The organism is Nocardia sp. NPDC058666 (assembly GCF_042714895.1).
Lineage (GTDB): Bacteria > Actinomycetota > Actinomycetes > Mycobacteriales > Mycobacteriaceae > Nocardia.
The window spans coordinates 892,847-917,162 of the sequence record NZ_JBHXRY010000001.1 but is presented as its reverse complement, the minus strand read 5'-3'; the positions used below and the strand labels follow the sequence as shown (position 1 = coordinate 917,162).

Annotated in this window: 23 protein-coding genes; 10 read left to right on the top strand and 13 right to left on the bottom strand. The window is 66.8% G+C overall.

Annotation, left to right across the window (positions count from 1 at the left end):
* Positions 1-219 precede the first annotated feature (219 nt).
* The 7 genes from ACFWVD_RS04215 to ACFWVD_RS04185 all read right to left on the bottom strand — a co-directional run bounded on the left by ACFWVD_RS04215 (position 220) and on the right by ACFWVD_RS04185 (position 6,309).
* On the bottom strand, positions 220-1,476 hold the full coding sequence (locus ACFWVD_RS04215) for a class I SAM-dependent methyltransferase (protein WP_379240478.1): 1,257 nt from the start codon (positions 1,474-1,476) through the stop codon (positions 220-222).
* A complete protein-coding gene (locus ACFWVD_RS04210) occupies positions 1,477-2,454 on the bottom strand; it encodes a class I SAM-dependent methyltransferase (protein ID WP_379240477.1) in 978 nt (325 codons plus the stop codon).
* Positions 2,455-2,592: 138 nt separating this feature from the next.
* A complete protein-coding gene (locus ACFWVD_RS04205; protein ID WP_379240476.1) occupies positions 2,593-3,369 on the bottom strand; it encodes an enoyl-CoA hydratase-related protein in 777 nt (258 codons plus the stop codon).
* A 10-nt stretch (positions 3,370-3,379) separates the two neighbouring features.
* Positions 3,380-4,186: an NUDIX hydrolase gene (locus tag ACFWVD_RS04200; protein ID WP_379240475.1), complete on the bottom strand. Its 807-nt coding sequence runs from the start codon at positions 4,184-4,186 to the stop codon at positions 3,380-3,382.
* Between the two features lie 206 nt (positions 4,187-4,392).
* Positions 4,393-5,229, bottom strand: coding sequence for an ABC transporter ATP-binding protein (locus ACFWVD_RS04195; RefSeq protein ID WP_379240474.1), 837 nt, complete (start codon positions 5,227-5,229; stop codon positions 4,393-4,395).
* Between the two features lie 18 nt (positions 5,230-5,247).
* Positions 5,248-5,406, bottom strand: a complete 159-nt coding sequence (locus ACFWVD_RS04190) for a hypothetical protein (protein ID WP_379240473.1) — start codon at positions 5,404-5,406, stop codon at positions 5,248-5,250.
* A 132-nt stretch (positions 5,407-5,538) separates the two neighbouring features.
* Entirely contained in the window at positions 5,539-6,309 is a 771-nt protein-coding gene (locus ACFWVD_RS04185) for an aminoacyl-tRNA hydrolase (protein ID WP_379240472.1), read from the bottom strand.
* Positions 6,310-6,722: 413 nt separating this feature from the next.
* On the opposite strand from ACFWVD_RS04185, the gene ACFWVD_RS04180 reads away from it, so the two are divergent.
* Positions 6,723-8,426, top strand: a complete 1,704-nt coding sequence (locus ACFWVD_RS04180; protein WP_379240471.1) for an enoyl-CoA hydratase-related protein — start codon at positions 6,723-6,725, stop codon at positions 8,424-8,426.
* On the opposite strand, the gene ACFWVD_RS04175 is transcribed toward ACFWVD_RS04180, so the two are convergent.
* The 3 genes from ACFWVD_RS04175 to ctaD all read right to left on the bottom strand — a co-directional run bounded on the left by ACFWVD_RS04175 (position 8,423) and on the right by ctaD (position 11,947).
* Positions 8,423-8,836: a hypothetical protein gene (locus tag ACFWVD_RS04175; protein ID WP_379240470.1), complete on the bottom strand. Its 414-nt coding sequence runs from the start codon at positions 8,834-8,836 to the stop codon at positions 8,423-8,425. The genes ACFWVD_RS04180 and ACFWVD_RS04175 overlap by 4 nt on opposite strands.
* A 59-nt stretch (positions 8,837-8,895) precedes the next feature.
* Positions 8,896-10,125, bottom strand: coding sequence for a phosphoserine phosphatase SerB (gene serB, locus ACFWVD_RS04170; protein WP_379240970.1), 1,230 nt, complete (start codon positions 10,123-10,125; stop codon positions 8,896-8,898).
* Between the two features lie 82 nt (positions 10,126-10,207).
* Positions 10,208-11,947 carry a cytochrome c oxidase subunit I gene (gene ctaD, locus ACFWVD_RS04165; RefSeq protein WP_379240469.1) on the bottom strand — a complete coding sequence of 580 codons (1,740 nt, stop codon included), beginning with the start codon at positions 11,945-11,947 and terminating at the stop codon, positions 10,208-10,210.
* Positions 11,948-12,243: 296 nt separating this feature from the next.
* On the opposite strand from ctaD, the gene ACFWVD_RS04160 reads away from it, so the two are divergent.
* From ACFWVD_RS04160 to ACFWVD_RS04145, 4 genes are all read left to right on the top strand, one after another.
* Entirely contained in the window at positions 12,244-13,047 is an 804-nt protein-coding gene (locus tag ACFWVD_RS04160; RefSeq protein ID WP_379240468.1) for a VOC family protein, read from the top strand.
* Positions 13,048-13,208: 161 nt separating this feature from the next.
* Positions 13,209-14,885, top strand: coding sequence for a PQQ-binding-like beta-propeller repeat protein (locus tag ACFWVD_RS04155; protein WP_379240467.1), 1,677 nt, complete (start codon positions 13,209-13,211; stop codon positions 14,883-14,885).
* Positions 14,886-14,941: 56 nt separating this feature from the next.
* Positions 14,942-15,982: an ABC transporter substrate-binding protein gene (locus tag ACFWVD_RS04150; RefSeq protein ID WP_379240466.1), complete on the top strand. Its 1,041-nt coding sequence runs from the start codon at positions 14,942-14,944 to the stop codon at positions 15,980-15,982.
* A 7-nt stretch (positions 15,983-15,989) separates the two neighbouring features.
* Complete coding sequence (locus ACFWVD_RS04145; RefSeq protein WP_379240465.1) at positions 15,990-16,304, top strand: type II toxin-antitoxin system Phd/YefM family antitoxin; 315 nt, start codon at positions 15,990-15,992, stop codon at positions 16,302-16,304.
* A 12-nt stretch (positions 16,305-16,316) separates the two neighbouring features.
* On the opposite strand, the gene ACFWVD_RS04140 is transcribed toward ACFWVD_RS04145, so the two are convergent.
* Positions 16,317-16,604: a helix-turn-helix domain-containing protein gene (locus ACFWVD_RS04140; RefSeq protein ID WP_379240464.1), complete on the bottom strand. Its 288-nt coding sequence runs from the start codon at positions 16,602-16,604 to the stop codon at positions 16,317-16,319.
* 135 nt (positions 16,605-16,739) lie between these two features.
* On the opposite strand from ACFWVD_RS04140, the gene ACFWVD_RS04135 reads away from it, so the two are divergent.
* The gene (locus ACFWVD_RS04135) at positions 16,740-17,576 is read left to right on the top strand and encodes an alpha/beta fold hydrolase (RefSeq protein WP_379240463.1); all 837 of its coding nucleotides are present in this window, start codon (positions 16,740-16,742) and stop codon (positions 17,574-17,576) included.
* 29 nt (positions 17,577-17,605) lie between these two features.
* Here ACFWVD_RS04135 and ACFWVD_RS04130 read toward each other — a convergent pair whose 3' ends face one another.
* Entirely contained in the window at positions 17,606-18,298 is a 693-nt protein-coding gene (locus ACFWVD_RS04130; protein WP_379240462.1) for a TetR/AcrR family transcriptional regulator, read from the bottom strand.
* Between the two features lie 95 nt (positions 18,299-18,393).
* On the opposite strand from ACFWVD_RS04130, the gene ACFWVD_RS04125 reads away from it, so the two are divergent.
* The 4 genes from ACFWVD_RS04125 to ACFWVD_RS04110 all read left to right on the top strand — a co-directional run bounded on the left by ACFWVD_RS04125 (position 18,394) and on the right by ACFWVD_RS04110 (position 22,998).
* On the top strand, positions 18,394-19,665 hold the full coding sequence (locus tag ACFWVD_RS04125; protein WP_379240461.1) for a lipase family protein: 1,272 nt from the start codon (positions 18,394-18,396) through the stop codon (positions 19,663-19,665).
* Positions 19,666-19,670: 5 nt separating this feature from the next.
* The gene (locus ACFWVD_RS04120; protein WP_379240460.1) at positions 19,671-20,897 is read left to right on the top strand and encodes a lipase family protein; all 1,227 of its coding nucleotides are present in this window, start codon (positions 19,671-19,673) and stop codon (positions 20,895-20,897) included.
* Positions 20,898-20,909: 12 nt separating this feature from the next.
* The gene (locus tag ACFWVD_RS04115) at positions 20,910-22,475 is read left to right on the top strand and encodes an AMP-binding protein (protein WP_379240459.1); all 1,566 of its coding nucleotides are present in this window, start codon (positions 20,910-20,912) and stop codon (positions 22,473-22,475) included.
* 124 nt (positions 22,476-22,599) lie between these two features.
* Positions 22,600-22,998, top strand: a complete 399-nt coding sequence (locus ACFWVD_RS04110) for a hypothetical protein (protein ID WP_379240458.1) — start codon at positions 22,600-22,602, stop codon at positions 22,996-22,998.
* Between the two features lie 87 nt (positions 22,999-23,085).
* On the opposite strand, the gene nrdF is transcribed toward ACFWVD_RS04110, so the two are convergent.
* Complete coding sequence (nrdF, locus tag ACFWVD_RS04105) at positions 23,086-24,048, bottom strand: class 1b ribonucleoside-diphosphate reductase subunit beta (protein ID WP_379233549.1); 963 nt, start codon at positions 24,046-24,048, stop codon at positions 23,086-23,088.
* Positions 24,049-24,316: the final 268 nt, after the last annotated feature.

The window sequence follows — 24,316 nt, the reverse complement described above, 5'->3', positions numbered from 1 at the left end:
TTCCGACGCCGGGTAGTCCGGTGCAGACACCGACCCTCGCCGTCGTTTGCCGCGCCCAGAAGCTATCCATCCAGTCGAAATCCGGCTGCCGGTTGATGAATACCTCAGGCCCCGCAGGAACTCCACGTGGCACCATCCACAACCTCCCGACGATCGCGACCGTCGACGCAACGGCCCACAGCGAGACTATCGCGATCCGGCAGTGGCGTGCGGCAGTAGTCAGTGCCGGATCGTCGGTTGGGCCGCGTGGGCGGTGCACAGGAAAACTGTTGCGGTGCGGCCGATTCGGGTGATGACCATGCTGTAGGGGCGGGTGCCGCGTGGCTTGAGTTTTTTGCGTAGGGCGTCGGGGTCTATGTCGACGCCGCGGATGAGGATCTCCAGGGCACCGCAGTCGCGGCGGGTGAGTTCTTGGCGCAGGGTCTTTTCTCGGAGTTCGAAGCGGTCTTCGATGTGGAAGCCGCGGGTGCCGGCGGGGACGGTGTTGCCGGTGAGGTAGGCGATGCGGGGGTCCAGTTGCCAGAGGCCGTGTTTCGCGGCGTAGTGGCGGACCAGACCTGCTCGGACTACGGCTCCGTCGGGGTCGATGATCCAGTCGCCCGGGGGGAGGTCGGGGATGTCGTCGGGGGCGGCGTCGGTGAGAGTTGTTGTGGTGCCGCGGGAGTCGAGGACGGTGGCTCGGCGGGTGATGCCGGGGGTGGTCAGGCCCGGAGACCACAGGCAGGCTTCTCGGACTGCGCCGTCGAGGGAGACTATTTCTACTTCGCCGTCCCAGGCCAGGCGGTCGAAATCCAGTCCGGGAGCGGATTTTACGGCGATGTCGCGGCCTGCGTAGGCGGCGAGCAGGTCCGGGAGTGGGGGTTGCAGTTTCGCGGGATCGTAGGTGCGGCGGCCGTCTGCTCGGCGGGCGGGATCGGCGATGATCACCGTGTCACGGGTGGTGGGGGTGAGGGCATCTGCCTTGGCCAGCACGATGTTTCGGCCGGGGACGGAGATGCGTGCGCCGATATCGTTGTCGGGCAACCCATTCCGCTCGGGATCAGACGCTGCAGTGACGCCGAGGTTGTGTGCCGCCATCGCCAACCGCACATCGTCGAGATCGCTACCGATCACCGCCGGACACACCGCCGCCAACTCGGCCAACTCCGCACCGATCGAACAGGTCACGTCGTGCACCGCGCGACCGGCCAACCGAGCAGCCCGATGCCGCGCGACAAGGGCGGGCGTGGCCTGCTGCAGCGCGTCGTCGGTGAACAACCATTCGCGGGCCGCGGGCAACTTCACCACGGCTTTGCGACGCAACCGCACCGTCTCGATCAGCGACGCGGCACGCTCACCGTGCGCGCGACGCACCTGCTCGATATCGCGCAGGTGCGTCGCGGTGGTCAGCTCCAGCCGGTCGACGTCGGCCAGGGCAGCGGAACCCGCCGCGCTGCCGAGGTAGGCGACGTCGTCGCGGCCGAAGCGGTAGCCCACTTACTTCTGCGCCGCGCCCGGCTTCACGCCGGTGATCATCGCGTTGTAGAAGAACTCGCGCGGCACGACCTTGCGCAGCACGTTCTCGTCCAGCCAGCTCAGGCCCAGCCACGCGCGGTACTGCGCCAGGCGGTACGGCATGGTCAGCTTCTCGTCGGGCACCGCGGCCTCGAAGGTACGCACCGGCCAGCCCCACAGGGCGGCGGCCAGTTCCTCGGTGGTGGCCTTCACGTCGACGGCACCCGCGGACTTCGCCATCTTCTCGAGATCGCTGGGGTCGAAGGTGTGCAGGTCGACCACGGCTTCGAGGGCGGCCGCGCGCGAGGACTCGTCCAGTTCGGTCTGCGGACGACGCCAGTCCGACAGGAACGGCAGCTTGGTGATCTCGGTGGTCACCTTCCAGGTGGCCTGGCCCAGGCGTCGGGCGTAGATGTTGCCGATGGTGGTGGGCTCGCCGGCGAACACGAAACGGCCGCCCGGCTTGAGCACGCGCAGGCACTCCTTGAGCGCGAGTTCCACGTCGGGGATGTGGTGCAGCACGGCGTGGCCGCAGACCAGATCGAAGGTGTCGTCGTCGTACGGGATGGTCTCGGCGTCGGCGACGCGACCGTCGACGTCAAGGCCCAGGTGCTCGGCGTTGCGCAGCGCGACCTTGACCATGCCGGGCGACAGGTCGGTGACCGAACCGGACTTGGCCACGCCACCCTGCATCAGGTTGAGTAGGAAGAATCCCGTGCCACAGCCCAGTTCGAGCGCGCGCTCGTAGGGCAGCGGAGCCGGGCCGACAGCCAGGTCGAACCGGCCGCGGGCATAGGCGATACAGCGCTCGTCGTAGGAGATCGACCACTTGTCGTCGTAGGTCTCCGCTTCCCAGTCGTGGTACAGGACCTGGGCGAGTTTGGTGTCTTTGCGCGCTGCTTCGACCTGGGCCGCGGTGGCGTGGGGATTCGGCGCCGGGTCGTCGGGATGGACCGTCATAGAGGCCAGCCTAATATGTGCGCCGGGGCACGCTGACCGTGGGACGACGGTCGGCGTCTGCCGAGGTCTCGGCTGCGTCCTGTGGGCGCGGGCAGCACCACACCGGGCGCGAAGTTAATGCAGGTTCTGCCCCGATTTCTACCTTCCCGTGAACTCCGCGGCGTTCGGGCCCTCGGCTGCGAAGGTGCGGGTGCCGGTGCGGGCGTCATCGGTATCGAACAGCGCCGACCACTCGGTGACAGCCGTCGAGTGACCGTGTGGGCCGGATTCGAACACCGCCTTCGCGGCGGCCAGCGCGCGGGGGGCCGCGGTGACGAACTGGGCGGCCCAGGCGCGGGCGGCGGCCAGGACGTTGTCCGGGGCGACGACCTCGTCGACCAAACCGAGCTTGAAAGCCTCCTCGGCGTCCACGAATCGACCGGTGTAGACGAGGTCCTTGGCGCGGCTGGCACCGATGAGCAGCGAGAGTCGACGGATACCCGACAGCGGGATCAGGCCCGCTTTGATCTGCGGCAGACCGAGTTTCACGTTGTCGCCGATGATTCGGTGGTCCGCGCCCAGTGCCAGTTCCAGGCCCGCACCAAGGCAGTAGCCGGTGATCGCGGCGACGGTCGGCTGGGGCACCCGCGTCAGACAGCCCAGCGCGGCCTGCAGATCGGCGGCCATCGCGGCGGCCTGGCCCGCGTCCAGCGCGGCCAGCTCCGACATTTCGTCGCCCGCGCTGAACACCCGCTCGTCGCCGTACACGATCAACGCGGCGACCCCCGGATGATCGGCCACCGTGGCCGCCGCGGCCGCCACCTCACGGGCCAGTTGCGCGTCGACGAGGTTCAGCGGCGGGCGGTCGATGCGCAGCAGCGCCACGCCACGGGTGGTCGGCTCGGCGGGCAGCTCGAGGGTCACGAATTCGGCCATGGACGTCAACCTACCGGCCGCCCAGTGCACCCATCTGCGGCAGCTGCGCGAAATACCGTTCGTTGTCGGGGAAGTCCGACAGCGGACGACCCGGCGTGCCCGGCGAGTGCTTGGGCATGATCGGCTCGATGACAGGTTCGGCGGCCAACACCGCGGCGGTGTCGGCGAATCCGCACAGCGCGTCCAACTGCGACCAGGTCGGAGGCATCAACACGGACTCCCCCGCCCGCCAACTGTCCAGCGCGGCCTGCGGCGTCTGCCAGACCACGTCGGAGGCCTCGGAGGTCGCCCCGTCCGCGATCTGGCCCTGCGGCAGCACCGCGACGAAGAACCGGGTGTCGTAGCGGCGCGGTTGGGTTTCGGGGGTGATCCAGTTCGACCACGGGCGCAGCAGGTCCGCGCGCAACACCAGCCCCTCGGCGGCGAGGAACTGGGCCAGCGACAGTTCGCGCCGCTCGAGCCGACCGCGGGCCTCGCGATAGACCGTCGAATCGTCGACGACCGAATCCGCGGTCGGCCCGGCCAGCAGCACACCGCATTCCTCGAAGGTTTCGCGCACGGCTGCGGCCACCAGGGCTTGCGCGGTCGGTTCGTCGGTGGCGAAACGTGCTGCCCACCAAGCAGGTTCGGAGCCGGCCCACGCGATGTCAGCGGTCCCGTCGGCCGCGTCGACACCGCCGCCGGGGAACACGGTCATTCCCGCGGCGAACGCCATCCCGCTGACCCGGCGCTGCAGGAACACCTCGATGCCCGCGTCGCCGTCGCGCACCAGCATCACCGTCGACGCGTCCCGCGCGGGGACCCCGGACTCACTCATACCGTTCCTCTCCACCACCGAACCGACTGTCCGGCGAGCACCGGCCTGTCGACCGGACCAGCAGGCTGCCTGTCGCGAACGCAGCCGTTCAGCACCCTAACGCCCGCTTGGTCGTGGGCGTGTTCGGATCAGTGCCTTCCGGGTCCGCTCGTAGCGCCGACCGGCCCACGCTTCCTCGACGGCGCGCGATCAGGTCGGCACGCGGCTCAGCTGCGCCGTCGATGCCCGCCCGAACGACGAGCCCGCCGCGCGAACCAACGCCCGTCGACCCGGTCCAAAGCGATCGACTGGCTGAACGCGTTGCTCAGATTCTCGGCGGTGAGCACGTCGTCCAACAACCCCTGCCCGACGACCTCCCCCTCCTTGAGCAACAGCGCGTGGGTGAAGCCGGGCGGAATCTCCTCGACGTGGTGGGTCACCAAGACCATCGCGGGGGCGTCGGGATCGGCGGCCAGATCACCGAGCCGTTCGACCAGTTCCTCCCGACCGCCCAGGTCCAGACCCGCGGCCGGTTCGTCCAGCAGCAGCAGTTCGGGATCGGTCATCAACGCGCGCGCGATCAGCACTCGCTTGCGTTCGCCTTCGGACAGCGTGCCGTAGGTGCGATCGGAAAGATGTTCCGCGCCCAGGGTTTCCAGCATGTCCACGGCGCGTTCGGTGTCGATGTCCTCGTACCGTTCGCGCCAGCGGCCCAGCACCGCGTAGCCGGCCGAGACCACCAGGTCACTGACCTTCTCGTCGACCGGGATCCGGCTGGCCACCGCCGCGGAGGACAACCCGATGCGGGGTTTGAGTTCGCTGATGTCGACGCGACCCAGGGTCTCCCCCAACAGGTTCGCCACACCGGAGGTCGGATGTAGTTCGGCGGCAGCCATTCTCAGCAGCGAGGTCTTGCCCGCCCCGTTGGGGCCGAGCACCACCCAGCGTTCGTCGAGCTCGACTTGCCAGGAGACGGGGCCGACCAGGGTTCGGCCCGAGCGGCGGATGGTCACGTCGGAGAAGTCGATGAGCAGATCGGGATCGGGTTGCGACACGCGCTCCATCTTGGCCCACGCGAGCGCTCAGCGCAGCGACCACCCCGTGTGGGTTTCGTCGGTTCTCGATGTCACCGGTTCACGCGGACTGCGAACTTCGGTGCGCAACATCCGCGCGGCGACGAACGACACGGGCACCGACAGCACAACCCACACGATCAGGATCACCACAATCGTCGTCATCATCGCGGAACCTCCCTGTGCCTCGATGCGCTGTGCGTTACGTATACCCGCGTGGCGGCGATGTCACACGCGGCTGTTGCGGCGAGTCGCGAAAACCGCAATCCAACCGTCGGATTCGCCCGCGCGTGTCGAACCTCAGGCCTGTGCGGGGACCGCGATCACCGTCATCGAACCGGGCGCCACCTCGGTGAACCCGGCGTCGCGCACCGCGACCGCGCGGCCCGCGGTCACCTGGGCGACCAGCTCGGCCCACTGTGTCGGATCGGCGTCGCGCACAGCGCAACCGAACCCGTGCCGCGCCCATTCCGCGACCGCGTCAAGGGGCAGCGCACCCGCCAACAACATGCTCGCGTGACCGACTTGCGCGGCAGCCTTGCCCACCGACATCTCCAACGCGGCGTTGACCCACAGCACCGGCAGGGTGGGATCCACCGGACCCGGTTCGTCGTGTTCGAGGTCGGTGCCGCCGATTTGGAGCTTGCGGATGCGCGTGTCGATGTCGCCGACCGGGCCCGGCACGAATGCCCGCGCCTGCGCGCCGTCGACCTCGACCGTCACCCCGTCGACCTCACCTGCCGCCAGCCACTGCGCCCCGCGCGCCCGTCGCGCGACCTTCCTGATCCGCGACCGTTTCCACGCCAGATACCGCGGCTCCCACTCCCCGCCCGGCCCCGAGCGCGGGTCCATACACACCGCCACCGCGGCGGCCGCCGCGGCTTCCAGTAGCGAACTACGCACCGGCGGTTCGGCTTTGGGGATGTGCAGCACCATCTGCATGGCCTGCACCATCGCCGGGTCGTCGGGGTCACCCGCGCCGCCGTAGCCGCGCGCGAGTTCGGCGTGGCGCTGGGCGAACGCGGCGGGGTCGTCGGTGATCTGCTCGGTGCTGTCTGGTTCGTCGCTCATGTCGATGAATCAGCCTAATTGAGCCGGGCGACAGGTTCGTGTGGCCCCGCAGGCCGTGGGCCTCATCGCGGAATTCGCATGATCAATAGCCGAGATGCGACGATGCCGGTCGATAGCCGACGCCTCGAACCGATATGAAGATCGAATTCGTTGCGAATTACACTTCCAGACCGGTCGTCATTCTATTTCGATCCGGGCTCGACGCTCGGAATTGCGCAATCAATTCGTTATCAGAATTAGAGATTAATTGGCCTTATAGCGCCCTGACCTGCGAATGTAAATATTCCAGTCAAGCCCTTTTGCCGCAATCCCGGGCGCGGAGAAGCCCACTTCGGATACCGTAATCAGCGGAATATGAACCCCGGATACCGACCGGTTCATACGCCTAGATCTGCGATCGAAAAGGGGAGATCATGCGAATTCTCTTGATAACCAGCGCATTCAACAGCCTATCCCAACGCATCCACGCGGAACTACGCGCCCGCGGCCACCACCTCGGCGTCGAACTCGCCCTGGACGACGACCAGCTCCGCGCGGGGGTAACCCGATTCGCGCCGGATCTGATCATCGCCCCGATGCTCACCACCGCCATACCCAGCGACATCTGGACCACCCACCCGGTACTGATCGTGCATCCCGGACCGAAGGGCGACCGTGGCCCGTCCTCGCTGGACTGGGCGATCAGTACCGGCGCCCGCGAATGGGGCGTGACCGTGCTGCAGGCCGAGGCGGAAATGGACGCGGGTCCGATCTGGGCATCCGTGCCGTTCCCGGTCACTGCCTGCGGCAAGAGCGAGCTGTACCGCAACGAGGTGTCCGATGCGGCCGTAGAGGCGGTGCTGCTGTCGGTAGAGCGATTCGCCAGTGGCACTTACGAACCCGAGTCCCTGGACTACACCCGACCCGACGTGCGCGGCTGCCTGCGCCCCTATTACAGCCAGGACCGCCGCCGAATCGACTGGTCCGCCGACACCACCGCCGACATCCTGCGCACCCTGCGAGCCGCGGACTCCCAACCCGGCGTGCTCGACGAGCTGTTCGGCACGCAGTACTTCCTGCACGGCGGCCACAACGAGGACCAGCTGCGCGGCGATCCGGGCGCGGTGATCGCCACCAGGGAGGGCGCGATCTGCCGCGCTACCGTCGACGGCGCCGTCTGGCTCACACACCTGCGCGCACGCCGAACCGCTGGCGGCCCAAGGCCATTCAAACAGGCTGCAGCAGAAGTGCTGCGCGACAACATGATCGACGTGCCCGAAGTGCCGATCACCCCTTCCGCGGCCGCCTCCCGCGACACCTGGTCGCAAGTGCGATACCGCGAACGTGACGGCGTCGGCTTCCTCGAGTTCAGCTTCGCAGGCGGCGCCATGAGCACCCAGCAGTGCGAACAACTGCTGGCCGCCTACCGCGACGCGTGCGCGCGCTCGGTGAGCGTGCTGGTGCTGGGTTCCCCGCGCGACTTCTTCTCCAACGGCATCCACCTCGACGTCATCGAATCCGCACCCGATCCCGCCCTGGAATCGCTGCGCAATATCAGCGCGATGAACAACCTCGTCGAAGCCATCCTCACCACCACCGACACCTTCGTGATCGCGGCGTTGGCGGGCAATGCCGCAGCAGGCGGGGTGATGCTCGCGCTGGCCGCGGACGAAGTGTGGTGCCGGGAGGCGTCGGTGCTCAACCCGCATTACGAGCTGATGGGGCTCTACGGTTCGGAGTACTGGACCTATTCGCTGCCCCGTCGAGTCGGCGCGGCCACCGCAACCCGACTGACCAGCGAACCACTACCGCTGGGCGCTCGCTCAGCCGCTGCGCTCGGCTTGATCGACCGAGTGATCGCCGGCGACCCCGAGGGTTTCCGTGCGCGAGTATGTCGCGACGCGGGCCTGCTCGCCCGCGATCCCGACTTGACCACCCGCCTGGTCGAGAAGAAGCGCAGGCTCGCAGCCGACGAAGCGGTCAAACCACTGGCGACCTACCGCGCCGAGGAAATGGCCCACATGCTCGAGAACTTCTTCGCCGACAACAGCGAATACCACGGGCTGCGAACCGCATTCGTGCATCGCGAGCGACCCAATGCCACACCGCCGCACCTGCTCGGCGACCCGCCGCACTAACTCACTCGAACCTCGACGACGAACGTGGGGTCGGGGTCGACCGACAGCTGACCGCCGGGCCCGTAGGTGAACTCGAGCATGGTCACACCACGCTCGACCGTGCGGAACGGCCACACCACGGTGCCGCCCTCGCTGGTCGGCCCGCCGTCGGCGACCACCGCGCCCGGCTCGTCGTTGATCTGCTCCCACTGCTGGATCGAGGCGGGGTCCTGCGGCAAGCGAACCAGCACCCGCTGACCCGCAGTCGCTTCGACAGTCGTGCCGTTGGCCGACTGCTCGATCGTCAACGGGGCAAGCCCGGCTTGGGGCGCGACGGTGGCCGGCTGGGTGACGTCGTAGGGCTGCGCCTTGTCGTCACCACACCCGACCAGCGCAGTCAGCGCGGCAACAACCAGCAATGTCCTACGCACAACAACCTCCCGTGACCAGCGGTGACGTGCCTGTGTGGTCACTCTACGTCGCGTAGGACCTATCTCCCGAGAAGTGGCACCCGTCGCACGCCACCGTCGCGCGCGTCCGCGGCCTCGACCTCGTCGCGCGTGACGCCGAGGATGAACAGCACCGCGTCCAGGTACGGATGCGACAGCGCCGTGTCGGCCACTTCACGCAGCGCGGGCTTGGCATTGAATGCCACGCCGAGTCCGGCCGCGTTCAGCATGTCGATGTCGTTGGCGCCGTCGCCGACCGCCACGGTCTGCTCCATCGGCACGCCCGCCTCGGCGGCGAACTTGCGCAGCGCGGTCGCCTTGAACGCCCGGTCGACGATCTCGCCGACCACCCGTCCGGTGAGCTTGCCGTCGATGATCTCCAGGGTGTTCGCCTGCACGAAATCCAGTTCCAGCTCGTGCGCGAGGGGTTCGATCACCTGGCGGAAACCGCCGGACACCACACCGCAGTGGAAGCCGAGCCTGCGCAACGTGCGAATCGTGGTGCGCGCGCCGGGCGTCAGTTCGATCCGGTCGGCGACCTCGTCGATCACCGACTCGTCCAGACCCTCGAGGGTGGCCACTCGCTGACGCAGCGATTCGGCGAAGTCGATCTCGCCGCGCATGGCCGCCTCGGTGACCTCGCGGACCTGCTCCTCGACGCCGGCGTGCGCGGCCAGCATCTCGATCACTTCACCGGTGATCAGGGTGGAGTCCACATCGAACACGATCAGGCGCTTGGCACGTCGTGCCAGTCCGGCCCGTTCGACGGCGATGTCGACCCGCTCGGCTACGGCCACCTCGGCCAGGGCGGTGCGCAGGCGCGCGTCGCCCTCGGGGGTGGTGTCGGTGGCGGTGACCATGAGTTCCATGCCGACCACCGGGTAGTCGGCGATGCCGCGGATGGAGTCGATGTTGGCGCCGCGGGTGGCCAGTTCGCGCGAGATCGCGCTGAACGCCCGCGCGGTGACCGGTGCGCCCAACACCACGATGGCGTGGGTGGACATCGGCGGCTTGCCGATCTGCGCGTCGACCGACACGTCGACCTGCATGCCGACGGTGTTCATGGCCTCTTCGAGCTCGTCCTGCAACGCCTCCGGGTCGTTGGGACACGACACCAGCACGCCGAGGGTGAGTCGACCCCTGATGACCACCTGCTCCACGTCCAGCAGGCTCACCTGGTGCCGGGACAACGTCGCCAGCAGCACCGATGTGACGCCGGGTCGGTCCGGTCCGGTGACGGTCACGAGAACTGTGGTGCTGGCCAAGTCGATCTGCTCCGTTCGATTACCCACAAAAAGAGTGTGCACCTACTGGTGACCCAGCAGGTGCACACCCTGGTCTTTCGGTGGTGTCTTACTTCTTCGCGAGCGCGCTTTCCGAGACGTGCGTGTGCTTGCTCGAGCCCCAGCCCACGTGCGCTTCGGCCTTCATCCGCTCGACCATGTGCGGGTAGTGCAGCTCGAACGCGGGGCGCTCGGACCGGATCCGCGGCAGTTCGTAGAAGTTGTGGCGCGGCGGCGGGCAGGTGGTGGCCCACTCGAGCGAGTTGCCGTAACCCCACGGGTCGTCGACCGTGACGACCTCGCCGTAGCGGTAGCTCTTGAACACGTTCCAGATGAACGGCAGCATCGACGAACCGAGGATGAACGCGCCGATCGTGGAGATCGTGTTCAGCGTGGTGAAACCGTCCGAGGGCAGGTAGTCGGCGTAGCGACGCGGCATGCCCTCGGCGCCCAGCCAGTGCTGGACCAGGAACGTGGTGTGGAAGCCCACGAAGGTGGTCCAGAAGTGCCACTTGCCCAGACGCTCGTCCATCATGCGGCCGGTGATCTTCGGGAACCAGAAGTAGATACCGGCGAAGGTCGCGAACACGATGGTGCCGAACAGCACGTAGTGGAAGTGCGCCACGACGAAGTACGAGTCGGTGACGTGGAAGTCCAGCGGCGGCGAGGCCAGGATGACACCCGACAGACCACCGAAGAGGAACGTGACCAGGAAGCCGATCGACCACAGCATCGGTGTCTCGAAGGTCAACTGCCCCTTCCACATGGTGCCGATCCAGTTGAAGAACTTCACACCGGTCGGAACCGCGATGAGGAAGGTCATGAAGGAGAAGTACGGCAGCAGCACCGCGCCAGTGGCGTACATGTGGTGCGCCCACACCGCGATCGACAGCGCCGCGATACCCAGCGTCGCGTAGACCAGCGTGGTGTAACCGAAGATCGGCTTACGGCTGAACACCGGGAAGATCTCCGACACGATGCCGAAGAACGGCAGCGCGATGATGTAGACCTCGGGGTGGCCGAAGAACCAGAACAGGTGCTGGTAGAGCAGGATGCCGCCGGTGGCCGGGTCGTAGATGTGACCGCCCAGGTGGCGGTCGTAGGCCAGACCGAACAGCGCCGCGGTGAGCAGCGGGAACGCCAGCAGCACCAGAACGCTGGTGACCGCGATGTTCCAGGTGAAGATCGGCATGCGGAACATGGTCATGCCGGGTGCGCGCAGGCAGACCACGGTGGTGAGCATGTTGACGCCACCGAGGATGGTGCCCAGACCCGACACGGCCAGGCCAAGGATCCACAGGTCGGTGCCGACGCCGGGCGAGTGCAGGATGTCGGTGAGCGGCACGTACGCCGTCCAGCCGAAGTCCGCCGCGCCGCCGGGGGTCACGAAGCCCGCGGTCGCCATGGTGCCGCCGAACAGGTACAGCCAGTAGCTGAACGCGTTCAGTCGCGGGAAGGCGACGTCGGGGGCGCCGATCTGCAGCGGCAAGATGATGTTGGCGAAGCCGAACACGATCGCCGTGGCGTAGAACAGCAGCATGATCGTGCCGTGCATGGTGAACAGCTGGTTGAACTGTTCCGGCGAAAGGAACTGCAGACCCGGTCGGGCCAACTCGGCGCGCATCAGCAGCGCCATGAGTCCGCCGACCAGGAAGAAGCTGATCGCCGTCACCAGGTACATCACACCGAGGACCTTGGGGTCGGTGGTGGTGACCGCCTTGTAGAGGAACGAACCCTTGGGCCCGGTCCGAGCCGGATACGGTCGAGTCGCTTCCAACTGAGGGACTGGCCTGGGCTCTACCGCAGTCACTGATCCTCCTGAAGATGCCTGTACGTCACTCGCAAGCGTCGGCCACGTTTCGGGAACGAACAGCAGCAGACATGCGTTGGAGTGAATCGTAAACCGTGCTGCCGCAGCATTCCGCGCGGGTCCTACTCTGTGTCGTATTCGGCGCGCCGTAGTTCGCGTTCCCGATCTTCCTCCGCAGGTCGCGTGGGTGCAATGGTTGTCGGCGATGACTTTTCGGCGCCCGGCGCGTCATGATCGATGACGACGCCCGCACGTGTCAGCGTCTGAATGCGCTACCCCTTCAGCCGAGGAGAGTCATGTCGTTCAGTCCGAAACCCGGCGATCCCACCTGGGTCGACCTCTACACCACCGATCTCGACCGCGCGATCGCCTTCTACGGCGACCTGTTCGGCTGGACCGCCGAACGCGGCGGCGAGGAGTTCGGTGGCTACACCACCTTGCGCAAAGACGGCCGTGCGGTCGCGGGCGCGATGGGTCGGCACGACGATCCCGGCGACCCGTACCCCGACCGGTGGACGGTCTACCTGAACTCCCCCGACGCGCTGTCGACCACGGCCAAGGCCAGCGAAGCCGGCGGCAATGTGATCGTGGAACCGATGGCGATCGGCGACCTGGGCGCGATGGCGGTGATCGCCGACGTGGGCGGAATCGGCGTCGGTGTCTGGCAACCCGACACGTTCGCCGGTTTCGAATCGGTGGGCATCGTGGCCGACGGCGAATGGAACGACCACATCGGCGTCCCGTCCTGGTTCGAACTGATGACCCGCGCCTACGACCAGTCGCTGCTGTTCTACCAAAACGTCTTCGGCTGGCGCGACCTGCTCACCGTCGCCGACACCGACGACTTCCGCTACACCACCATCCACGCCGTACCCCCCATGGGCGGCGGCATCATCGACGCCACCGGCCACCTCGCCGAAGGTGTCCCCGGCTCGTGGACGGTCTACTTCGGCGCCGACGACGTCGACAAAACCGCCGAACAGACCGTGGCCCTGGGCGGCACCATCGCCTTCGAACCGATGAACACCCCCTACGGCCGCCTGGCCGGACTCGTGGACCCGATGGGCGCGCACTTCAGCATCGGCGGCAACGCGCGCTGAGCCGATGATCGGCGACGGTGCTGACGCGAGGCGAGATGTCGGCACCGTCGGATAGGCTCGGTGCACGCTGCGGACAGAGTCTTCCGAGAACCTGTTCTGGGGTGCGGCGTGTGACCGATCCGGGGGGAAAGATGTCTGACGAGCCGTCAATCGAACGCGCCGTGTCCACGCCGAGCCGACTGATCACGGTGGCCGCCCTGACCGGTGCGGTATTGCTGCTGGGCGGTATCGCGGCAGCGTTCTACAGCCAATACTTCGCGCCGATAACCCTGCCGTCAGATGAGCCCGACAGCAGCCGATTTCCCGCCCGAATCGTCTGGGGCACCCTCGCCATCGGGGTCGTCGTGGCCGCGATCAGTGGTTATGTCGTCGTACGCGGCCGCAAACCGGATGCCGGCGCCGACAGTGCCACGGCGGCCGGCGTGCTCGCGCTGCTGTTGGCACTGGCCGGTGCGGGCATGTTCGTCATCACGGCGCACATTCCGTCGACGTATGAACGGCTCACCTCGAACTCCGTGGCCACTACCCGTATCCCGTTCGCGATCGCCGGACTGATCCTGGTCATCGGCGGGGCTATCGCGATGTTCGCCCTGGTGTCGAAGCCGCGCGCGCTGGCGATCTCCCGTCCGGTGATCGCCGTCGGGTTGTCGCTGGGTGCGGTCCTGTGTACAGGCGTGACGGGTTTCGCGCTGCACGCGGGCGATGACGGTCGAAATATCGACCACGTGCGAGCGCGCGACACCACCGTGCCTGCCGGACCCGCCAGGATCGCCACCGCGAAGTTCCGGATCTCGGTGGCGGCCGACCCCCTGGTCAACTCCGTCATCACGGCCGGAGCGGGGTTCGTCGTCTCGTCCATGCACGGGATCACCGCCTACGACGGCGCGACAGGTGCCGAACGCTGGCACTATCGGCGGGTCTCGGGCACCGTGCGAAATTCGCCGCTGGACACTCGATCATTGGAGTCCGAGCGCGTCGTGCTCACCCTGTGGGACAACGGCGGTTGGATTGCCTTCGACTCGCTCACGGGCGAATTGCTGTGGAGCGACAGCGATTTCACCCGGCGTCCCTCCGCAGCCCGGTCCGAGCTGATTCCTGGTGCCTTGTTGATCACCAGCAGCGAGGCGAACGAGTTGTCGCGATTCGATGCCCGCACCGGGCGTCGGTTGTGGACTGGGCCTGCCGCACCGCAGGACTGCCGATCGAAATCCAGTACCGAAGCGGTCACCGCCACACGCATCTATCGAATATTCGTGTGCTCGGGAGGTTCTGCGACCATCGCGGTCACAACGTGGGATCCGGCTTCCGGCTCGATGACTGGTCGCCGCACGATCGCGGCACCCGGCGCCCGGTATGTGATCTCCAGTGACGCGGTCGCGTTCGAGGACGGATTCGTCTCGGTCCAGTGGCTCCAGAAGGGCGGCCAACGTCAGCTGTGGCTGCGGCCTGCCGTCGACATCGACGTCACCGAGATCATCGAGTCCGATGACGATGTCGTCGCGACCGGCGGTGCGGGCGGCCTGATCCTCGTCGAGGGGCGTGGCGCGACTCTCGACATCGTCGACCTCGACGGCCCCGCTGCTCCGCTCCCGCTCAGCGGTGTCTCCCCTATGCTGAATCCGATATTCGCCGCCGATCGGATCGTCGGCCTCGGCGCCATCCCAGATCAGCACGTGGTCCAGACGTGGGACCCAGCCACCGCCGCCATCGACTCGACCGTGCCCGTGGGGCCACTGACCGACCTCAGCGATCGACAGCTGCTTCGGGCGCCCGGTGCGCTGTTGGTGGTCATGTCCCACCGCGACACCGGCACCGTCGAAATCGTCGGCCTGGGTTGACCGCGATCCACCGGCCCACCGCAGCAGCGCGGATTGCGCCCAGTACCCTCGTCCGCATGCCGGTGAGCACCCGATTCCATCGCACGATCGCCGCCGTCGCCCTGCTGTGCACGGCGGCGCTCGCTGCGGGTTGCGCGGACAAGCACGACGACGCGAGCACGATCATTCGCACCACCACCAATATCGCGGGTGCGGGTGTGGTGGGTGCTGATCGCGATACCGCGACCGCGTGCGCGTTGCCCAGCGCGCCGGATCAGAGTTCGACCCGCACGGTCACCCATACCGCCGGTGTCTCGCAGGTCCCCGCCGACCCGCTGCGCATCGTCGTGCTCACCACCTCCGCGTTGGACGCGGCGTGCGCGTTGGGTCTGTGGGAGCGGGTCGCGGGCGCGGTCACCCTCGACGGCGACCGCACGCAACCGATGTACCTGGGGTACGGCGTGGTGAAGGTGCCCAGTGTCGGCCCGCTCGGCGCACCCGATCCCGCCCGTATCGCCGAACTGAAACCCGATCTCATCCTCGGCGACATCGCCCCTGCCGCAGGCGGTTACGACGCACTGAGCAAGATCGCGCCCACCGTGCTGATCGGCGCGGGCGGCAGCTGGCAATCCGACTTCGCCGCCTATGCCGCGGGCATGAACCGCAGCGACGCCGCCGACACCGCCATGCAGTCCTACCTCACCGAGGCCCACGACCTGGGCCCCGCCCTCAACGCAGCCCAATCCCAAGCCTCGGTCCTGCGCTTCACCCCCGACACCATCGCCGTGCAAGGCACCGAAACCTTTGCCGCCCAAGTCCTTTCCGACGTCGGCGTCCAACGCCCCACCGCCCAACGCGGCCCGTCCTTCGACATCACCGAGTCCGACCTGGCCACCAAGGCCGAAGGCGACATCATCTACGTGATGTTCGAAGGCCCCGAAGGCGAAGCCAACGGCAAAAAGATCCTGCGCTCGACCCAGTTCGAAGAACTCGGCGCCGCCACCGACAAACGCGTCTTCGCCGTCGACGACAAGATCTGGCACACAACAGGTCTCACCGCCGCCCGAGCCATCCTCACCGACCTCCGCAACAGCCTCAACGGTTACGTCACCGACTGATCGGGACATGGACACCATCCCCGTCAGCGAAGCCGAGGCACGACTCGACGAGCTGGTCGACAAAGCCGACCGCGAGCACGACCACTTCATTCTCACCCACAACGGTAGAGAGCGAGCGATCCTGGTCGGCATCAGCGAATGGGAGTCGATCCAGGAAACGATGTCCGTATTCGCCAACCAACGCCTCCGTGAAGAGTTGACGCAAACCGCCGCCGACGACGCTGCCGGAAACCTCACCACTCACGAGGAGATGACCGCGATTATGATTCAACGCCTGAATCCTGGCTCACGGCTACGAGATTCGGGACGCCTACCGACCTGATCGTCGGGTCTGTTATGTGTCGTCGAGAAGATCGTCGAGGTCGACGGGATCCTCGTCATCGAGGGGAACCGGCGTGGTTGGTCGGCCAGAGAGTTTCACGGAGACGCCGAGGGTGGAGATCACGCGCATGACCATGTCCAGTGGCGCGGAGCTCTTCTGGCCGGCCTCGAACGCGTTGAGCCACTGTCGGCCGACGCCTGCCATCGAGGCCAGGGCCTGCTGAGTCACGTCTTCGGCGATTCTTGCCTCGCGCAGGGCAGGACCGAGGTCGTCTGGTCTGGATACCTCGATTGTCGCCATTTGAAGACATTAACATTTGTCGCCATACGACGACAAGAGTGCGGGGTGGAACCCGGCGTTGCGCAAAACCGATTCTCGGCAACGTCGCGCCCCCTACCCTGGAATCGATCATCATCTCTCCGGGGGAGTCTCACCATGCCTGTGCACCACAACCACGCCGACATCCACTTCACCGATACCGGTGTGGGCAGGCCGGTCGTGCTGTCTCATGGGTTTCTCATGGATGCGACGATGTTCGATCGCACGCGGGACATGTTCGTGCGGAGCGGTTTTCGGGTCATCGCTGTTGATGCCCGGGGTTTCGGGCGCACCGAAGCCGACCCCGCCGCGTCCTTCACCTATTGGGATCTCGCGGATGACATCGCGGCCGTGCTGGACCACCTCGCTATTGCAGGACCCGTCACTGTCGGTGGCATGAGCCAGGGTGGTTACACCGCGCTGCGATTCGCCCTGCGCTATCCCGACCGCACCCGCGCGCTGATCCTGGCCTCGACAACAGCGCGCGCGAACACCGCCGACGAAACCGCGCAGTACCGCTCCATGGCCGCCACCTGGACCGACCCACGCGCCCTGCTGGAACCACAGGCCCGCGCCCTGGCTCCCCTACTCATCGGCGGCACCGCGCAGGACCAGGACCACTGGATCAACCGCTGGCTGGGCGACCCGCGCCGCACCCGCACCACCGCAGCCTGGGAAACCCTGGCAACCCGTGACGAGATCACCCATCGTCTGCACGAAATCAATTGCCCAGCACTGGTTTTGCGCGGTCACGCCGACCAGGCAGGCGGCACCGCCGACGACGCGTCATCGCTGGCCGAACGCCTCACCGGCGCAGCAGGCATCTCCACGGTGATCGCAGGCCCGACCGCAGGCCACGGCGTGTGGTGGACCCACCCCGAAGCCGTCGCCCACTGCACCCTGTCGTTCCTGCACAGCCTGTACACCGCCGAACAATCACGGGCGTCGGCTTGACCCGCCCGCCCGGAAGTCGGGCCGAGTGTTCACTTAGTTGAACGAGCCCCAGCGGCCGCCAACCCCAAGTGCACGATGTCGGCGAACGACATGAGATCTCTGATGAGCGTGTCGATTTCGCCCGAGGTTCCCGCGTCGGTGTGATGGAGCCAGTCGGCGACGGTGTCGAACAGGCCGCCGATGGTCGATACCGCGAGCGCGTGCAAGTCGATGTCGATCCCACCCTCGGGCACGAAACCGTATTCGCGCCAGAGGGTTTCGAGAAATTGTGCCGCCCACCGACGGTTGGTGCGACGTTGCTTTTCGACTTTGGCCGAAATGCCGCTGGCCTCACCGAAAGTCACCTTCGCCACGCGCGGATCGTCCACCAGCGAGTGGGCGAAGGTGGCGATCACGACCGAGATCACTTCGTCGCGCTCGCCCGAGGATTCCATCAGCGCGGCCGCGACCGCCTGTTGGGAGCGGTCGCTGAGTTGTTGGAGCAGGGCTAGGTAGCAGGCCTCTTTGCTGTCGAACAGTTCGTAGAAGGCCTTGTTGCCGACGAAGGCGGTCTGGCAGATCTGCTCGATCGCGGTGTTGACGTAGCCGTCGGCGGCGATCAGCTCGAACGCGGCGGACAGGATCTGGTCACGTCGGCGCGCTCTGCGCTGTTCGGCGTCCAACCCCTGGATGCGTCGCCCGCCTTCGCTGCGGGGCTTGGTGCTGTTGTCGGTCGACGTCACGCTGCTCAGCTTACCGATCACCCAATTCGAACAAGCGCTCTTGTTTTGAATAAGACCGCGTGCTGTAATCGGGATCACCTACTGAAGGAGTCGCCATGCAGCGCCGCACGGCAACAACCACCCGCCCCCGACGGTGGGGCGCGATCGCCCTACCGCTGATCGCCGTCGCCGCCTTCGCGGGCCCGGCCACCGCCGACGAACTGCCCAGCGAGTCACAGGTGTATCCGGCCGTGGTCCCGATCCCGACCCCGGACAACGACCCCTGGTATGCGGATCCAGCCGATTTCGGCGGCTTCGCCAACGGTGACGTGATCCGCTCCCGCGTCGTGCAGACCTACGCGCTGGCCGTTCCGGTCCCCGTGCACACCACGCAACTGCTGTTCCGCAGCACCGACGCCCGCGACAATCCGATCGCGACCGCGACCACCGTGCTCACCCCCGGCATCCCGTGGCTGGGCCCCGGCCCGCGCCCGCTGATTTCGTATCAGGAGGCGATCGACAGCCTCGGCCAACAGTGCAACCCCTCTTACACCTTGCGCGCCGGGCTCCAGAAGGAGATCAGCCTGCTCGGCCAGTTCCTGGCGGCGGGCGCGGCGGTGGCCGTGACCGATTTCGACGGCAAGAAGAACACGATCATGTCGCCGTCGGAGGGGCGGATGGTGCTGGATGGCATCCGCGCCGCCCAGCGGGCCGGCCTGGGGCTCGAGGCGTCGCCGGTCGGTCTGTGGGGCTATTCCGGTGGCGGCAATTCGTCGGCCTCGGCGGCGGAACAGCGACGTTCCTACGCCCCTGAGCTCGATCTTCGCGGCAGTGCGCAGGGCGGTATCCCTGGCAACAAGGTCGCGATCGCACCGTTCGCGATGTCGGGCCAGCAGCCGCAGGCCAACTTCACCGGGTGGCTGGCGATTCTCGGCCTCGCTCGCGAGTACCCCGAGTTCGATCAGGCTCTGCAGCAGTACCTCACGCCCGAAGGCAAGCAGGTGGCCGCGGAGCTGAACGGCCGCTGCCTCTACACGACGTTCGTGTCGACACTGCTGCGTCCGGTAGCCGACTATCTCACCGATCCCCAAGCGGCACTGGATCATCCGGCGGTGCGCGCGGCGTTGACCGAGGCGAGCTTCGGTCGACCGGAGAACACCCCGGACATCCCGCTGCTGATGTGGCACTCCACCACCGATCAACTGCTGCCCGCCGAGCTGGCGATCGACGACATCGCCCGTGTCTACTGCGAACGCGGCGTGAACATGCGGATGTTCAAAGTCCCTGCGACCGAACACATCAGCGCCGAGATCATTCCCGAGCTGGGCACTGTCGCGTGGTTGCTGGCCGTGACCGCCGGTGCCGATCCCGGGCCGCGAGTATGTTGAGCGCGGTGCGCCGCGGGGCACTGATCGTTGCCGCAGTGTTCGCCGTCACGGTCACACCCGCGTTCGCACAGCCACTCCCCAGCGAGCAGCAGGTGTATGACCTTCTGCCACTGCAGAATCCGCGCGATGACGCGTGGTACTCGGCACCGGACAACCTCGGTGAACTGTCCAACGGCCAGATCGTGCGCACCAGGGACATCCAGTCCTACGCCCTCGGTATCCCGATCCCGGTCGCCGCACGCCAGATCCTGTACCGCAGCAGCGACTCTCGCGGTAGACCCCTGGTCACCGCGACCACCGTGCTCATTCCGGGTATCCCCTGGGTGGGCAGCCCCCGACCGCTGGTCTCGTTCCAAGAGGCGATCGATTCGCTTGCCCCCGTGTGCAATCCGTCCTACACCCTGCGGGCGGGCACGTTCAAAGAGATCGCTGTCATCCAGTACTTCCTGGAACAGGGCATGGCGGTGTCCATCCCCGACTTCGACGGCCAGCACAATTTCTGGCTCACCCCGGCCGAAGGCCACATGGTGCTCGACGGGCTTCGTGCGGCAAGGTCGGATCCCACACTGGGACTGGCTGATTCAGGTATCGGCCTCTACGGATATTCCGGCGGTGGCAGCGCGAGCACCTGGGCCGCGGAACTGCACGCCACCTACGCGCCCGAACTGCCGATCCTCGGTGTCGCGGCGGGTGGGGTTCCGTCGGAGAAACGGGCGATCGTCGAGGTGGGGGTCCGCCGAGAGCTCAACCTCACCAGTTGGGGTGTGTGGACCATGCTGCTCGCGCTGTCCCGCGAATTCCCCGATGTGGTGAACCTGAACGAGCTGGTCAACGACGAGGGCCTCGAGATCCTTCGCGATCTGGAAGACCGATGCGTGTACACGATCGGCGCCACCGGAACACTGAAGCAGGTCGTCAACTACCTGAAAGATCCAGCAGCACTGCAAGATCCACGGCTGATAGCCCTGCTCGACGAGACGACACCCGGACGCGACGGCACCCCACCGCGCATGCCGCTGCTGATGTGGCACTCCACCACCGACGAGATCCTGCCCTACGAATCCACCGTCGGCCCCTTGGTCGACCGCTACTGCCGCACCGGCGCCGACCTGCGCTACCTGCCGATCCCGCTGTCGGAGCACTTCCTCGCCGCCGTCACCGGCATCCCCGCCGCGATGGGCTGGCTGAGCCTGCAGGTGCGCGGCGGCCCCATCCTCCCCCGCACCTGCTGACCAGGAGAAATCATGAACATCTCCACGCTCGCGCACACCGCGCGAACCTCCCTGCGCCAGATCCGCGTCATGCAGCGGGCCGGCATCATCGACCTGCGCAACCCACCCCAGGTCGTGCGCACCGCCGCCACCATGCGCGCCTACGGCCCCATCGCGGGCGGCATCCGCACCTCCGCGCGACGAACCCCCGACCGGATCGCGCTCATCGACGGCGACCGCAGAATCTCCTACCGCGAACTCGACGCCCGCACCGACGCGATCGCCGCCCACTGGCACGCCGCGGGACTCGACCGGACACACACCATCGGCGTGCTGTGCCCCGACGGTGCACGCCTGGTCGAAACCATGGCCGCCGCAGCGAAACTCGGCGCTCGACTGGTGCTGCTCAATACCGGATTCGGTGCGGCGCAGTTACGCGACGTGCTGGCCAGGGAGCAGGTCCGCGCCCTGGTACTTGACCCGAGCCTGGCCGCACTGGCCGACGATCTGCCCGGCGACGTCACCCTGCTCGAAGCAGACGCCTCGCCCGGCGCCGAACCCCTACCCGCGCCGGCTGAGCAAGCGGGTTTCGTCCTGCTCACCGGTGGCACGACCGGCACGCCGAAGGGTGCGCCACGTCGCGTCGAATCACCCCTGGCCGCAGCGCAATTCGTAGATCGCGTGCCGTTGCGGCGTGGCCAGACCGTCTTGCTGTGTGCGCCTTTGTTCCACGGCACCGCCCTGTCGCAGTTCATCGTGTCCCTGAATCTGGGGTCGACGATCGTGCTGCACGGCCGGTTCGACGCCGCCCGCGCACTGTCCCAGATCGCCGAACACCGCGCCGACATGGTGGTGCTGGTCCCCACGATGCTGCGCCGCATTCTCGATCTCGGCCCAGAGGTGTTGTCCGCCAACGACACCACCTCGTTGCGCATCATCTTCACCGCCGGCGCGGCCCTGCCGTCGTCACTGGGCACCAGGGCCATCGAGGCGTTCGGCCCGGTGATCTACAACTTCTACGGTTGCACCGAAACCGGCACCGCCACCATCGCCACCCCGCAGGACTGGATCGCCGCACCCGGAACCGTCGGTAAGGCGCCGGTCGGCATCACCGTCGCCCTCTACGACGGCGACACGCTCGTCACCGAACCCGGCGCGGTCGGCACCGTCCACGTCGGCAACGCCATCGCGATCGCCGGCTACTCGGGCGGGGGCGGCAAACAGATTCGCGGCGGCTTGATGAGCACCGGCGATCTCGGCCATTTCGATACGGGGGGAAGGCTTTTCATCGACGGCCGCGATGACGACATGATCGTCTCCGGTGGCGAGAACGTCTTCCCGGGCGAAATCGAAGACCTGCTCTATAAACACCCTGCGATCACCGAAGCGGCCGTAATCGGTGTCCCCGACGAGGAATTCGGCCAGCGCCTCGCCGCGTTCGTCGTCGCGGCAACCGAACTCGACGCCGACACCGTCCGCGCCTACGTGAAAACCCACCTCGCCCGTTTCAAAGCCCCCCGCGACGTGCTGTTCGTCGAAGAACTCCCCCGCACCCCGACCGGCAAGATCGACCGCCGCGGACTGGCCGCGCTGCGGTGACCACCACCGACGGCGGCGACGAGGGGTCGCCGCCGTCGATCGTGGTGAAACCGCTGGTAGCCGCCCGATTGCTATCATGGCCAGCAGTGATCCCGCTCCGCTGCCCAGTGCTCGAGGAGGAAACGTGGCTCAGCATTCCGACGTCCCGCCCGCGTCCGACAACGCCGCCGAGCTCGATCTGCCGTGGGCGCCCCGCGATCACAAGTGGAGCGGGCCCAAGGCCGAACACGACGCCCTGAAATGGGCTGATGGCGACGCGCTGAAGATGGCCAGCATCTATCTGTACCGCAAGCCCGGCGGCAATCCCGCGACCGAGGCCGACTACAAGTTCCCGGTCGCCGACATCATCGACGGCAAGCCAACGCTGGTGTTCCACGCGGTCACCAATGCGGCCTCACGCCTGGACGAGGCCGACATCTCCGAAGCCGATCGCCAGCGGGTCAAGCACCGAATCGGCGAGCTCTACCGGCAGGCCGGCGAGGCTTTCGGCGAGCCGTCGCTGCGTGCGCCCTGGGACCGCTGACCCGTCGCTGCGCACGAGTTGCCGTATTCGCACACTTGCTGTCGGTATTTCGACCGGCGGCGAGAAGTGTGCGAATACGGCAGGTTTTCAGAACTCCCAGTCCTCGTCTTCGGTGTTGATCGCCTTGCCGATGACGTAGCTCGAACCCGAGCCCGAGAAGAAGTCGTGGTTCTCGTCGGCGTTGGGTGACAGCGCCGACAGGATCGCCGGGTTCACCTCGCACTCGTCCTTGGGGAACAGGCCCTCGTAGCCGAGGTTCATCAGCGCCTTGTTGGCGTTGTAGCGCAGGAACTTCTTGACGTCCTCGGTGAGGCCGACCTCGTCGTACAGGTCCTGGGTGTAGTCGACCTCGTTGTCGTAGAGCTCGAACAGCAGCTCGAAGGTGTAGTTCTTCAGCTCGTCGCGCTCGGCCTGGGTGACCTGCTCGAGGCCCTTCTGGTACTTGTAGCCGATGTAGTAGCCGTGCACGGCCTCGTCGCGAATGATCAGGCGGATCATGTCGGCGGTGTTGGTGAGCTTGGCCCGCGAGGACCAGTGCATCGGCAGGTAGAAGCCGGAGTAGAACAGGAAACTCTCCAGCAACGTGGAGGCCACCTTGCGCTTGAGCGGGTCGTCACCGTTGTAGTAGCCCAGGACGATCTCGGCCTTGCGCTGCAGGTTGCGATTCTCCTCCGACCAGCGGAACGCCTCGTCGATCTCCTTGGTGGAGCACAGGGTGGAGAAGATCGAGCTGTAGCTCTTGGCGTGCACCGACTCCATGAACGCGATGTTGGTGTACACCGCCTGCTCGTGCGGGGTGATCGCGTCGGGGATCAGCGAGACCGCGCCGACGGTGCCCTGGATGGTGTCCAGCAGCGTCAGGCCGGTGAACACCCGCATGGTGAGCTGCTTCTCGTCGGGGGTGAGGGTGTTCCAGGACGGGATGTCGTTGGACACCGGGACCTTCTCGGGCAACCAGAAGTTGCCGGTCAGCCGATCCCAGACCTCGGCATCCTTCTCATCGGGCACCCGATTCCAATTGATGGCCGACGCCCGATCGATGAGCTTCATTCCGCCTCCACACCTTTCCGCCAGACCTGATGACCCGCACCTGCCCCGCGCACGAGCCTGTTCACCCAGAACACTACTCGTAGTGGGTGACAGTCTCAGGGAGCACTACAGCTTGTGTTGCGGCACGCAGAACCCGACCTGACCGGCCGAACACCCGCACCACACACGCGGCCCCCATTGTGCGGCACGATCCCCGACACACCACCATCGCACCGCCAGTGATTCGCCACATGCGAACCAACACCCGCCTCACCCGGTGAGCGTCACC